The sequence below is a fragment of the Anaeroplasma bactoclasticum genome, assembly GCF_003550015.1.
Taxonomy (GTDB): Bacteria; Bacillota_I; Bacilli_A; order Acholeplasmatales; family Anaeroplasmataceae; genus Anaeroplasma; species Anaeroplasma bactoclasticum.
Genome location: NZ_QXEV01000001.1, coordinates 1 through 13,810, shown reverse-complemented (window position 1 = coordinate 13,810; position 13,810 = coordinate 1). Strand labels below are relative to the sequence as shown.

The following is a 13,810-nucleotide window of genomic DNA, read 5'->3' as shown; positions in this document are numbered from 1 at the left end:
AAGATATAAATGCTTTTATTTTTGAAAGGAGAATTCTATGGAACCTTGGATGATTGTTTTAATCGTAATCGCATCCATTATTCTTTTCCTATTTTTATTTGGAATACTTCCATTTTATATCATTGCAGAAAAAGTTTATAGGAAGCAATTAATAAGAAGGAATAAAGAAATGTGGGGTAGAGCATGCTCTGCACCAGATAATGTTGAACAAGTTCAAATGTATGAAATTGGAGAAGCTTGGGGCGAAGAAAATAAAGAATATGGAGTAGATTGTGAAATCACTTCTTATGATGGATTACATCTAGTTGGTAGATATTTTGATTTTGGCAATAAAAAATGTGCCATCATCCACCAAGGTAGAACAGAATCCTTATTATATACATATTATTTTGCTAAACCATATAAAGAGGCTGGCTATAACATTTTAGTTATTGACCCAAGAGCTCATGGGCTATCGGATGGTAAGCATTCTACTGCTGGTATTAAAGAGGCTAAGGATTTACTTAGATGGACTAGATTAGTTCATGATAAATTCCATAATGAAGAGGTCTTCTATCATGGTATTTGTATTGGCTCTGCAACCTGCTTAAATGCCATTACTTCTAAGGATTGTCCATCCTATGTTACAGGATTATGTGTCGATGGTATGTTTAAAAGCTTCCATGCAACAATGAAAACTCATATGATTGCTGAAGGTGCTCCTGTTGCATCCTTCTTAGCATATTTAGTTATGCTTGCTATATTCTTTCATACTGGTAGTAACCAATTAAGAATCAAACCAGAAAGACAAATAAAGAAATTAACTAAGCCTATATTAATGATTCATTCTAAGGAAGATATCTTCTCCTTACCAAAATATGCAACCTATTTATATAATTTATGTAAATCAGATAAAAAGTTTGTTTGGTTTGATAAGGGTGCTCATTCTCATATTCGTATTAATAATCAAGAGGAATATGATAATGCAATTAAAACCTTCTTAAAGGAAAGAAATCTATGAAATATGCCTTTATGACAATGGATGTAGAATCCTATTATGATATTGAGTGCTTTAAAGGAAGAAATGTAGAGTATCAGGAAAAATATTCCTGTGAAGAAGCTATGATTGATTATGTTCATCTTTTAGATAAATATAATATTAAAGGTACCTTCTTCACATTATGCTCAAGCCTTCCTCTTGCAAGACCATTTTTAAAGGAAGCTATTACAAATGGTCATGAGCTTGCACTTCATGGCTTTGATCATACTTCTCCTTTATCCATGAATGAAAAGGAATTTGAAGAATCTATTTTAAAATCGAAAAAGATATTAGAAGATGAATTTCATACAATAATAAAAGGATATAGAGCTCCATGCTTTGGAATATTAGATTCTTATATTGAAATTTTAAAAAGAAATGGATTTAGTTATGATTCTTCTAGCTTAAATTTCCATTTAGCTATTAATTCTGGAAAAGTAAATTTAGAAACCTATGAAAGATTAAATCATTTATGCTATAAAAAAGATTCCTTCTTTGAGATTACACCAAATAGAGTAAGAGCCTATAGTGGACATTTACCTGTTTCTGGTGGAGGATATATAAGATTAGTTCCTTGGTTTGTAATTAAATACTATATTTGGAAATGTATTAGAAATACAGACTGCTATATGTTTTATGTTCACCCATATGAGGTTTCAAGAAAAAAAGCCCCTCATATGAAGGACATTAAATTTGTAGAATGGTTCTTTGTAAGAATTGGTAGAAAATCTTATTTAAAGAAAATTGAAAGAATTATAAAATATTTAAAGAAAAAAGGATTTGAATTCAAATCCTTAGGTGAATACACTAAGACTGCCTAGCAGTCTTTTTTCTTTTTTATAATGTATGTGCTAATAATTCTTCGTAAGAAACGGTTTGAATATCCTTAGGTGCTACATCAAATACTGTGCGGCAGCCACTCTCATTTCTCTTACTCATACGGTAAACTGCTCTTGCGTATGCAATAATTACAGAGCCTGTAAATTCAGGATTTGAATCAAGCTTTAAAGAATATTCAATGACATGATTGATATCATCTGATGTCTTACCACTACGAATAACAAAACCACCATGAGGAATACCATTATGGTTCTTCTTTAATTCCTCAAGGGTAATGAAATGTACTGTAGTATCATAATCACTAAAGTAATTAGGCATTTCCTTAATTTCTTTTTCAATTCTTGCATAATCCTTAGGATCTTTAGCAACAACAAAGCATTCTCTTGTATGCTTTTGTCTTGTAGTAAGAGTTGGGTTTTCACCACTTCTTACTCTATCTAATGCCTCTTTAACAGGAATTGTATACTGTCTTGCATCTATTACGCCTTCAATTCTTCTGATTGCATCACTATGTCCTTGAGATACACCCTTTCCCCAGAAGGTGTAATCCTTACCATCAGGTAAAATAGCCTGCATAATTGCACGATTTAAGCTAAACATACCGGGATCCCATCCACAAGAAATAAATCCAATATGATTGCTCTTCTTTGCTGCCTCATCTACATTTTTATAATGAGATGGTACATTTGCATGAGTATCAAAGGAATCAATTACATTAAAGTTCTTAACTAATTCTGGTGTCATTAAAGGTAAATCTGTTGCAGAACCACCTGCAATTACCATAACATCAATTTTATCTTTATAATCTAGTACATCCTTAGCGCTAACTACCTTTGCAGTAGGTGTTGCAATTACTAAATCACTAGGATTTCTTCTAGTAAATACTGCAACAAGCTCCATATCTGGATTCTTCTTAATTGCTGCCTCACAACCCCTTCCTAGGTTGCCATAGCCATAAATACCAATTCGAATCATTTCCATACCTCCATATTATGTAACAATTTTACCACGAATATTAAGACAGTTAAATATGAATTTGTACCAAATTTTATACAAAAAAACGGAGAATCACTTAAGATTCTCCGAATATTTTTCGGCCTCTAGACTTTCATGTTTATTAAATACACACTCATTTACAAAATGCTCACAGTTGTTATTTAATATATCGTATTTGGCCTCTCCAAGCCTTGCTCTTGCTAAAGAGATAGTTTTTGCTACGCTATTCTTCTTTAATTTCTCTATTACGGAATACTCTCTAACCTCTAAGAATTTACCATTTATAAAGTCATCAATGGTAGTAGAGATAATTGATACATCTTCCTTTTTAGAAAATATATCCATACCAGTTCCATATTGAATTACCTCAGAGTCTGATACATAAATGCCATAATGATGCATATTCTTACCAATAGATACTCTTATGATATCCCCCATTTTTGCTTCTCTTAAAGACCATTTTGGCATTATTTTTTCTCCTTTTTGGAATTAGTATCTAACGCAATAGCTTCAAGCCTTTTAACCTCTTGATATAATACTTGGGATATATTATTTAAATCCTCTTTATTTAGCCTATCATGGCTTCTTAATTTTTCAATATCAATCTTTTCCCCAAGCCATACAGGATTTCTTCCTATTTTAGATGTTCTAGGGCCTAAATAAAGTGGATAAATTGGAACATTTGCTTGAATTGCCATTAGGGCAGCTCCACCCTTAAAATCATCAATTGTGCCATATTTATCAATATGACCAGATGGGAATATTACAAGTAAATTACCATTTTTAACAATATCTAAGCATTTTTGCATTGCATCAATATCATTTATATTTCTATCAATTCTTACACAGCCTAATTGATTTAATAGCCAAGATCTATGGGGATGGCCATCAAATACAATTTCAGCAGTTAATATAAATATTCTTCTTCTCCAAAATACATTTAATAATACTAATGGGTCCGCAAAGCTTGAGTGGTTTGCAACAATAACTCCACCACCCTTAATTTTTAAATTCTTCTTATGCTTACCCTTATTATAAACCTTAGCCTTAAAATGAACATTCATCAAGAATGCTAATAATCTACCTAAATCGCGGAAGAAAAATTTAAAATGAATACCATGATTATACGTATCCTTAGCTACCTTAGCCTTACAGATTCTTTCAAGCTCTCTAATTTTATTTCTTATCATCTTATTTAAAGAATCTATTTCTTCTTTTGAAGGATTTTCACTAGTACAATAATCATCTAAATAGATAGCTTTACCAATAACTACATGACATCTTTCCTTAAATTTATATTTACCATCTGTATAAATAGGGATAATTGGGGCACCACTTTTTAAAGCAATTAAGATATAGGATGGATGAAATGGATACATTTTATCACTAGTTTCAACCTTACCCTCAGGATAAACAATTAAAAGCTTCTTTTTATCTAATAATTGCAAGGATTTATCCATAAATCCAAAATCATAATTGACTCTATCTACTCTAACTCCACCAACAATTTTTGTTAGCCAAGCTAATAGCTTACCATGGTTATAAATAAGCTCACTCATTAAGCAGTATAGCTTATGGAATGGAAATAAAAACATAGCCATAGGGAAATCCATTAATCCCTTATGATTCGATACAACTAATGCTGGTCCTTTAATTTTCCTACTTGTTACCTTTTTATCCTCATAATATACTTTTTTTCTATAATATATCCATTGGATAGGCCATAAGGTAACATGGCCAATCCAATAGAATAGCCAAGTTAAAAACTTTTTCATAAGTTAATTAACCTCTCTATTTCTAAAGAAAGGTCAATAGGTGTATGTAAATTCTTTTCTTGATTAAATGTAATTGTTATATTGAATTTTTGATTTAATGCAGAAATTAAAGAAAAATAATCTAAAGATGAACCATTTAAATCAAAGAAGAAATTAGAATTTTCTTCTACCTTATCTAAGGCTAATACATTCATAAATTCATCCATAACCTCTTTTAAGATTAATGGATTTACTTTTATATCTTCTTTATTTTCTTTAATTTCATCTATTTTTATTAAATTAACTTCATTATCCTTAAGCTTTTTTAATAAGTATTGTCTTGATACCTTAATTGCAGTATCTGCTTGAATCTTATCATAAGTAAAATAGATTTTTTCTACTCTTAAGGAGCTATCTAGCTTGTTATTTTTATTTACTGCTTCATTATAAATATCTAGTATTGCATCCTTAGATAAATATTTAGATATTTCAATAACTAAGGATAATTTATCTTCAATATTTAAAATAGAAAAACGATTTGCCTTAGATAGATTAAATTCCATTTCAATTTGATCTGGATTAATATTTTCTCCATTAGGACCAATATATAAATCATCACTTCTACCTAAAATATAATATCTATTATCCTTATCCTTTTTAACAATATCCTTAGTTGGATAAGTATCATTATTATATACATATTCCCCATTAATCTTCATCTTATGAGAAATAGATGTACCAGATACATATAATTCATTATCCTTAATCTGATACTTAATAGATTCAAAAGGCTTTCCAATCGCATTTTTTAATCTATCCTTAAGGGAACCTAGCTCTACAGATGTAATTCCTATTTCACTCATTCCGTATCCATTATATAAAGGATATCCTAATGCATTAATTACTCTTAAGGTATCCCCTTTTATATAAGAACCACCAGATATACAGAATAATACAGATTTACCAAATAATTCATCGGTAACCTCATGCATAAGCTTTTTGGATAAGGATAAGCCTAAGGATGGGAATAACTTTTGTAGCTTTAAGCATAAATTTAAACCCTTATTAAATTTCTTTTCTTTACCCTTTTGCTTAACACCCTTAAGAATTTCTCTTTCAATGGTATTCCAAAATAAAGGTACTGCAAAAATATGAGTAACCTCATGCTTACGAATGGTATGCAAAATGGTTTCTGAGGAATAATCCTTAAGGAAAACCATAGTTCTACCAAAATAAGAAAACCACATATATGTAGCCATAAAGCCAAATATATGATATAGAGGTAGGAATACTAATTGTTTTAATCTACCCTTATAATGCTTTTTTACCTGCTTATTTTCCTTTAATACCTGCTTACAATTTAAAATTTGTGCAGCAATTTCATTTCCGCTAAAGAAAATAATCTTTTCTCTTAAGGTAGTAGCACTTGTAGATAGTGCCATTTCATTAGAAAACTTAGGTGTAAAATTAGAAGATTCTTCTGTTAGATCATCATATAAAATGACATCTGCATCATAATCCATTTTTTCTTTTTCAATTAAATATTTTACATCTAAGCTTTTAAGTAAATTATTAATTAAGGCCTTAGGGTGTCTTAAATTAACTAAATATGGTTTATTTCCAGAAGCTAAAATGGCCCAAAATGTAATAATCCATTCGACACTAGATTCCATCGCAATACCGATATAAGAATCCTTTAAAGTAGGATACATAGTATTAATAGAATACGCCTTATTTAATATTTTACTTTTAGCCTCACCATAGCTAATCGTTTTTATTCTATAGCCATCGTTCCATTCACCTAATATATAATCTTCCTTAGAAAACATTACTCTAAAGATATCTTCAAATTGTTGATTTGAATTAATAAGGCCCTTGCATCTTATATCAACGACCTTGTTGACATTCTCCATGATTAGCTAATCTCTCTTTCGTTATAATACATCTTAACTGGCTGTTTAGGGTATACAGATACAACTGCACCCTTAACATTTAATGAAAAGCCCTCAACGGTAGTCATTAATACAGAATTGGTAAGACCAATACCTAAAAATTTACCGAATGCTTCCTTAAGGGTCCATTTTTCTGTTAAATAACCATTCTTATCTAGCTTTCTATCAAATATTTCATATTCCTCATCGGTTAAGATTTTAGCAGCTAAATTTAGCTTTTCATCAATTACGATTTCCTCAACATCTACACCAACAGATGCCTCTGAAATTGCAATTACAATATAATCTTTGGAATGAGATAATGAAAATGAAATATGAGGATGAGTTCCCTTACCCTTAGCATCAAAGGTAATTAATTTAGGGTCATATCCACTTTTTGCAAGCTTTCCTTGTAATAAATAATAAGAATATCTAGATAAGCTTTTAGTTACAGAATGTGTATATTTATTACAATGCTCATCTAAATTCTTTGGTAATTCTACTTCTTTAACTTGATCTGTTGTATAAATGTATAATGTTATCATACCTTAAACTCCTTTTTTAAAGATTTTAACTAATACCAATTAATACTCCGTAGGTATCTTGATCTCCATCAATTTCACCTACTGTCGCATTAGGATATTCTTCTTCTAATGCTTCTATAATTCCATCTTTTTCCTCTTCTAATAAATTCTTACCCTTAAATAAGATAATAATTTCCTTTTCGTCAATATCAGAAATCTTCCTTAAGCCTAATGTAACAGCTTCCTTTTTATCCTTTGATGTATATACAATATCTCCATCTAATACAGAAATGTAATCTCCTCTAGCTATGGAAATACCATTATAGCTAGAATCCTTAACTGCCATAGTAACACCAAAGCTATGAACAGATTCGATTCCCGAAATCATGTTTTCTATTTGTTGATGAACATCAATATCTTCTTCTACAGTATCCATCATAGAGAATGCAAAATATCCTTCAACTAAGGAATTTGTATGTAATACATGAATATGATCCTTATCTTTAATATTTCTTGCTTGTTCTGCAGCTAAATGAACATTTTTATTATTTGGTAAAATAATGATTTCATCTGCATCAATCATATCCATTGCATTTAAGAATTCCTCTGCAGAGGTATTAAATGTTTTACCACCATCTAAGATGATATCACAGCCATAATCCTTATATAGGTTTTTAAAGCCTTCTCCTTGAGCAACTGCAATATAGGCAATATGCTTATGAGGAAGTTTTTCTTTCTTTTCCTTTATAACCTCATTATGCTGAATCGACATATTTTCCATTTTAAATGTAATAAATTCACCATACTTTTGGGCTTCATTTAAAATATCACCAGGAGCCATTGTGTGAACATGTACCTTAACGATAGATTCATCCTTTAATGCTACAATAGAATCTCCATGAGCTTCTAAGAATTTGATAAATAGATCTAAATTGAAATTCTTTATATCACATTTGGAATTCTGAAGCTGAAGGATAAATTCTGTACAGTAACCATATTCTAAAACAGAATCCTCATTAAATAGGATTTCTTCTTCCTTCTTCTTATCATCAACAGATAAAATATGAGGAACCTCCTTACCTAGAATGATTGCCTCCATTCCCTCATATATTGCAATTAAACCTGCTCCACCAGAATCAATTACTCCTGCTTCCTTTAATACTGGAAGCATTTCTGGTGTTTCCTTTAGGATATCCTTCATCGATGCAATATATAATGCAAATAATTCTTCAAATGAAGTAGAATTTGTAATTTTATCTTTAATATTTTCAATACCTAATCTTGCAACAGTTAAAATAGTACCTTCCGTTGGATGAATTACTGCTTGATAGGCTGTTTCATATCCTAAGATTAACGCATCCTTATAATCGATTGCAGAAATAGTTTCAAAATTCTTTAAATGACGAGATAAGCCCTTAAATAGCTGAGATAATATAACTCCAGAATTACCTCTTGCTCCAAGTAGCATTCCACGAGCTAGTTTTAAAGAGAATTCTCCAATACTTTTCGTATCATAAGAATCATTTACTCCATGCTCTAATGTTAGCTTCATATTTGTACCTGTATCTCCATCGGGTACTGGGAATACATTTAAGCTATTTACTTTCTTCTCCACCGCAAGGATTGCATCCAAACCACCCTTACACATATTACGGAACATTATTCCGTCTAAATTCATAACACTCATATAAAACCTCAGATTAGACATACTCTAACATTCTAATTATAAAACAATTTGTGTCCTTTGTAAACAAAGGACCGTTTTCATGTCACATTGTCGATTTACAAAATATGGCTTTTTTGGTACAATAGATTAGATTTCAAAACAAAAGGAGATTTATATATTATGAGTTTTGTAATTTTATCAGATTCTGCATGCGATTTAACAAAGGATCTAAGAGAAAGATTTAATATTGAGTATGTCATGGGACATATGACATTACCTGATGGTACAGAAAGACGTACTACACTAGAATGGGATTTTACAACCCCAGAGCAATTCTATAAGGATGTTAAAGCAAAAAAGAATTTCAATCCTGAAACAAAACAATCCTTATATACTACTGCTCCTGCTTCTATTGATGAATTCAAAGAAGAATATAAGAAGTATTTAGATAAAGGAGAAGACTTATTAGTTATTACTATTTCTACTGGTTTAAGTGCTACTTATAATTTTGCAGCTAAGGCTGCTGAACAATTAAAAGAGGAATACCCTAATAGAAAGATTATCGTAATTGATTCCTTACGTTATTCTACAGGATTAGGCTTATTAGTTGTTCGTGCTGCAGAAAAAAGAGCTGAAGGATTAACTTTAGAGGAATGTGCAAAGTGGGTTGAGGAAAATAAATCAAAATGCCACCAGATGGGCTTCTTAGATGACCTATCCTTTGTAGCTATGAAAGGTAGAATTTCTAAACCTAAGGCTTTCATGGGTCAAATGATTGGTATTAAGCCTTTAGCTGAATTCTCTTATGAGGGCTTACCTAGCGTTCTTGGTAAAACTAAGGGTGATAATGCATTCTATGATGCATGTATTAAATATATTGAAAAGACAATTCGTGATCCAAAGGATCAAATTATCTTCATTGCTCAAACTGCAAGAGAAAAACAGGCATTAGAATTAAAGAAGAGAATTGAAGAAAAGTTCCAGCCTAAGGAAGTTATTGTAAATACAGTTCATCCACAAAATGGTATCAACATTGGACCTGGTCTATGTGCTGCATATTATTTTGGTACAGAAATTTCTAAGGATTTATCCGTAGAAAAGGAATATATTACACAAATCTTAAATTCTAAGTAGATTGATGGCTCAGATGAGCCATTTTTCTTTTTTTATTTAAATATTTATATTATAATAAAACAAAACGGAGGTGCCTAAATGAAAAGATTATTCTCATTCTTACTTCTTTCTATTATTTTTATAGCTTCCTTATCTAGCTGTAAAAATAATAAGGATTACAAAGTTACATTCTTCAATGTAGGTAAAGCGGATGCGATACTACTTCAGTATGATGATAAAAATATGATTATTGATACTGGTACTATAGATAGTAGTGAATATTTCATTAACAGATTAAAGGAATTAAATGTTTCTACCGTTGATGTATTAATCATTACTCATTTTGACCAAGACCATGTTGGTGGTGCATCCAGTGTAGTAAACAATTTTACAGTAAAAGAGGTTTATCAAACCTATGAGGTAAAAACATCAAATGTCTTATCCGCATTCAAGGTTGCTTTAAGTCAAAAAGAAATTACTCCTAAAGAGGTAAGTGAAGAAACATCCTTTTATTTAGGTGATGTTTCTTATACAATTTATCCACCAGAATCAAAAACATATAATAATAGTCAAAGTAATAATTCTTCTTTAGTTGTAAGAAGTGTATATAATAAAAATTCCTTCCTTTTTGCAGGAGATGCAGAAAAGGAAAGATTAAAGGAATTAAATAGTAAAGCACCTAATTTAGAATCCGATGTATTAAAGGTTCCACACCATGGACAGCTTGAAGATAATACAAGTACCTTCTTTAAAAAGATCAATCCATCCTATGCAATTATTACAGATTCATTAGAAGAGCCTAGAGATAGCCAAGTTGAATCTTATTTAACTGCAATGGGGGTAAAGACTTATTATACAAAAAATGGAGATATTACCATAACATCAACTGGTAATTCTATCTCCATTAAACAATAAAAGCCCTAGTGGGCTTTTCATTTTACATGTTCATTTAAAAGTTTATCTATTTCTTCTTCTATTTCTTTATATCCAACATAAATAGATACTGCGTGTCCTGCATCAATAATTAACTGTTTTTTTACTCCATTATGGCTATTATAATTTTCCATTCCCATAGATAATGGAACCATGGAATCTTTTTCTCCATGAATGAATAGTGCAGGAACCTTGCATCCCTTAAGGGAGTCCTTTGCGACTCCTTTTTCTAATTTAAAGCCATGAAGTCTAGCAAAGATGGATAAAAAGAGCATTGTAACCTTAGGCTTATATTTACATCTTTTTTCTAAAGAATATAATACTTCTTCATATGCCCCTGTAAAGCCACAATCTAAAACTAATAAGGATACATTTGATGGGAGCTTATTTGATATCATTTCTACTGTTGCGCATCCCATAGATACACCCCATAAAACAATATTTTCTGGGTGATAATTATCATTTAAATAAGATAACCATAATAATGCATCTTCTTTTTCTTTTACACCGAAGGTGATATATTTTCCTTCGCTTTCCCCATGGGCTCTTTCTGTAATTAATAATATATTATACCCCTTCTTTAACATCATTAAGCCTGGTGTATTTATATTATTTAATGGATCCGCATGGTATCCATGAAAAAAGACTAATGTCTTTTTAGAATCTCCATTTTTATAATATTTTCCATATAGCTTATAGCCATCATTAGACATAATAGATACTTTATAATATGGAATCATAGAAAATACTTTAATATTTCTTATGACCATATCCATAAAAGGCTTATAATGTGTTTTTTCTAAATCAACATCGGTTAATAAAACCTCATGCTTCATTCTTTTAAATAACACAAGGAATAAGCTATATAGAAAAATGAAATATGAAATTATTAAAAATAAAACTAGTCCACCTACAATAAGGACTATAATCTGCCATAGTTCCATATTTGTACCTCAAATCATCATAATTATACAACAAAAAATATAATAAAAAAAAGTCTACAAGAGACTTTTTTCAATTTATTCTTCTACTCTATATCCAAGTAAATGCTTCACCATTTTATAAGCTGCCTTTTTCATTGCAACCATTTCATCTAAATCATCTGCAGAGGCTGTAAAGGTATCACTTTCAATTGTGCAAACACCTATATAGCCTTTTTCGCTATCTACTGCAGAGGAATACGTGATTTCTCCAATTGCACCATTTTGATATTGGCTATCTAAATAAGCAACGGCCTCATCCAAAGACATTTTTAAATCTCCAATAATATATCCTTCACTATCTCTTTCTAAAATATATCCACCATCCACAAGCATTTGATACACCTGTTTTGCTGCATCAAATTTAGCTAAAGTCTTACTCTTACCATTACCAGTTACAATAGATGGACCAAATTTTACTTTGCATACAGGTTTTCCATTTTCTATTTGGAATCTATACACAGGGAATGATTTATTATTTTCTACACACCAATTATATATTTTAGCTACATAATGCTTATCATAATCTTCAAAGCCATATTCAATATAAAAATCTGAATCCAATAAGAATCCAACAAAAGGGGTAATAGATGACAAATCCCAATTTGAATCAATAGTTACAGCACCAACTAATGCTTCAAATAATCTTCTTGTCATATCATCATAAACATCTTCTTCAGGAATATTTAAATATTCTGCAAGACCAAGCATTTGAATATTTCTAGCATATACATCTCTAGTATATAAATTATTAAGTATATAATTTACACTTTCCTTATCCGTAATTAAGCTATATCCATCTTCTCCCATTTCTCCAAATCTTTCCATAACGATTTGAGTTAATGCAAAATTAATAGCTCTTTTACCTGGAATTCTAAAAACCTCAGAGGAGCATGCATAATTATCTGGTTCTGCCTCTATAATAAAAGCTTCCTCTAAAAGCTTTTTATTTTTGAATTCATATTGAATAATATTTTCAATTCTTTTAATGTCTTGTGGATTCATAATAACTATTCCCTCTCTAATTTTATAATTATCCCTTAGGTTTTTATTATAGCAATCGGAAATTTTGTTGTCAATAAAAAAACCGGACACTTGCCGGTTTATAAGGTTATAGGTTTAGGAAACCATTGTGTATTAAATACATATAAAGAATAATTCTCTTCATTAAAAGAAACATATAAAATAGAATACTTTTTCATAAAAATCCTCCAGAATTATTAATAAAAACTATTTCAATTTACTTCCAATACATTTAGAAATCAATGATTTTGGAAATATGTGAGATAGTAAATTCATAAGCTTTGTAGATAAGCCTATATTGATTATACCTTTTTTAGAATTCATTTTTTTATATATCTTATTTGCAATTATCATAGGATTCTTGCCCTTTTTTAATTTTGATTTTCTTTTGGCATGTAAATCAAAATCTGTATCAATTCTTGGTAAATTAAAAGCTACTGCATATACATTATATTGCTTTAATTCTAAATTAATAGAATATGTAAAGCTAGATACATATGCTTTAGAAGCATAATAACTAGAAATATATGCCCCTGGCATCATAGATCCTACACTAGATATATTTATGATTCTGCCATAGCCCTTTTCTTTAAAATATTTAGCAAATTCAATAGATAATATAGTTAAAGCTTTTATATTTAAATCGATGAGCTTTTCTTCATCTATTGGATCATGATAAAGAATAGAATCTGCAATTCCCATTCCTGCATTATTGATTAATACTTCTATATTAGAATAAGAATTTAAAATTTCTTTTGAAAAAATTATGGTTTCATTCGTTAAATCATATGGGATGATATCAATATCTATTTTATATTCCTTTAATAATTCTTCTTTTAGCTTTTCTAGATTATCCTTATTTCTAGAAATAAGAATTAAAGAATACCCCATACTGGCATATTTTTTTGATAGACTTCGACCCAGACCTAGGCTTGCGCCTGTAATTACACATTGTTTCATAGTATCACCAATAAAATGATATCACATTCAAATTTAATTTAAAGTATAAATCGATATCTATTTATGGTATAA

At 30.1% G+C, this 13,810-nt stretch carries 13 protein-coding genes; 4 read left to right on the top strand and 9 right to left on the bottom strand.

Going from position 1 to position 13,810, the window contains the following annotated elements; all coding sequences use genetic code 11:
- Nucleotides 1-37 precede the first annotated feature (37 nt).
- Entirely contained in the window at nucleotides 38-1,000 is a 963-nt protein-coding gene (locus tag EI71_RS00065) for an alpha/beta hydrolase (protein WP_162849608.1), read from the top strand.
- A complete protein-coding gene (locus EI71_RS00060) occupies nucleotides 997-1,839 on the top strand; it encodes a DUF3473 domain-containing protein (protein ID WP_119015199.1) in 843 nt (280 codons plus the stop codon). Before EI71_RS00065 ends, EI71_RS00060 begins: the two co-directional genes overlap by 4 nt.
- Nucleotides 1,840-1,855: 16 nt before the next feature.
- Here EI71_RS00060 and EI71_RS00055 read toward each other — a convergent pair whose 3' ends face one another.
- The 6 genes from EI71_RS00055 to EI71_RS00030 form a co-directional block, all read right to left on the bottom strand.
- Entirely contained in the window at nucleotides 1,856-2,833 is a 978-nt protein-coding gene (locus tag EI71_RS00055) for a diaminopimelate dehydrogenase (protein WP_119015198.1), read from the bottom strand.
- Between the two features lie 93 nt (nucleotides 2,834-2,926).
- The gene (locus EI71_RS00050; RefSeq protein WP_162849607.1) at nucleotides 2,927-3,322 is read right to left on the bottom strand and encodes a lecithin retinol acyltransferase family protein; all 396 of its coding nucleotides are present in this window, start codon (nucleotides 3,320-3,322) and stop codon (nucleotides 2,927-2,929) included.
- A complete protein-coding gene (locus EI71_RS00045) occupies nucleotides 3,322-4,629 on the bottom strand; it encodes a lysophospholipid acyltransferase family protein (RefSeq protein ID WP_119015196.1) in 1,308 nt (435 codons plus the stop codon). Before EI71_RS00045 ends, EI71_RS00050 begins: the two co-directional genes overlap by 1 nt.
- Nucleotides 4,626-6,521: an AMP-binding protein gene (locus EI71_RS00040; RefSeq protein WP_162849606.1), complete on the bottom strand. Its 1,896-nt coding sequence runs from the start codon at nucleotides 6,519-6,521 to the stop codon at nucleotides 4,626-4,628. The genes EI71_RS00045 and EI71_RS00040 overlap by 4 nt, the downstream gene beginning before the upstream one ends.
- A gap of 2 nt (nucleotides 6,522-6,523) precedes the next feature.
- Nucleotides 6,524-7,084 (bottom strand): 4'-phosphopantetheinyl transferase family protein, encoded by a 561-nt coding sequence (locus EI71_RS00035; RefSeq protein WP_119015194.1) that lies wholly within the window; start codon nucleotides 7,082-7,084, stop codon nucleotides 6,524-6,526.
- A gap of 25 nt (nucleotides 7,085-7,109) precedes the next feature.
- Entirely contained in the window at nucleotides 7,110-8,750 is a 1,641-nt protein-coding gene (locus EI71_RS00030; protein ID WP_162849605.1) for a DAK2 domain-containing protein, read from the bottom strand.
- Nucleotides 8,751-8,909: 159 nt separating this feature from the next.
- Here EI71_RS00030 and EI71_RS00025 point away from each other — a divergent pair, with 159 nt between their 5' ends.
- Together EI71_RS00025 and EI71_RS00020 are read left to right on the top strand one after the other, a co-directional pair.
- Nucleotides 8,910-9,863: a DegV family protein gene (locus EI71_RS00025; RefSeq protein WP_119015192.1), complete on the top strand. Its 954-nt coding sequence runs from the start codon at nucleotides 8,910-8,912 to the stop codon at nucleotides 9,861-9,863.
- A 78-nt stretch (nucleotides 9,864-9,941) separates the two neighbouring features.
- Complete coding sequence (locus EI71_RS00020) at nucleotides 9,942-10,757, top strand: ComEC/Rec2 family competence protein (RefSeq protein WP_119015191.1); 816 nt, start codon at nucleotides 9,942-9,944, stop codon at nucleotides 10,755-10,757.
- A 17-nt stretch (nucleotides 10,758-10,774) separates the two neighbouring features.
- On the opposite strand, the gene EI71_RS00015 is transcribed toward EI71_RS00020, so the two are convergent.
- The 3 genes from EI71_RS00015 to EI71_RS00005 all read right to left on the bottom strand — a co-directional run bounded on the left by EI71_RS00015 (nucleotide 10,775) and on the right by EI71_RS00005 (nucleotide 13,738).
- Nucleotides 10,775-11,719, bottom strand: coding sequence for an alpha/beta hydrolase (locus tag EI71_RS00015; protein WP_162849604.1), 945 nt, complete (start codon nucleotides 11,717-11,719; stop codon nucleotides 10,775-10,777).
- 75 nt (nucleotides 11,720-11,794) lie between these two features.
- The gene (locus tag EI71_RS00010; protein WP_119015189.1) at nucleotides 11,795-12,760 is read right to left on the bottom strand and encodes a double-stranded RNA binding motif domain-containing protein; all 966 of its coding nucleotides are present in this window, start codon (nucleotides 12,758-12,760) and stop codon (nucleotides 11,795-11,797) included.
- A gap of 225 nt (nucleotides 12,761-12,985) precedes the next feature.
- Entirely contained in the window at nucleotides 12,986-13,738 is a 753-nt protein-coding gene (locus EI71_RS00005; RefSeq protein WP_162849603.1) for an SDR family NAD(P)-dependent oxidoreductase, read from the bottom strand.
- Nucleotides 13,739-13,810 lie beyond the last annotated feature (72 nt).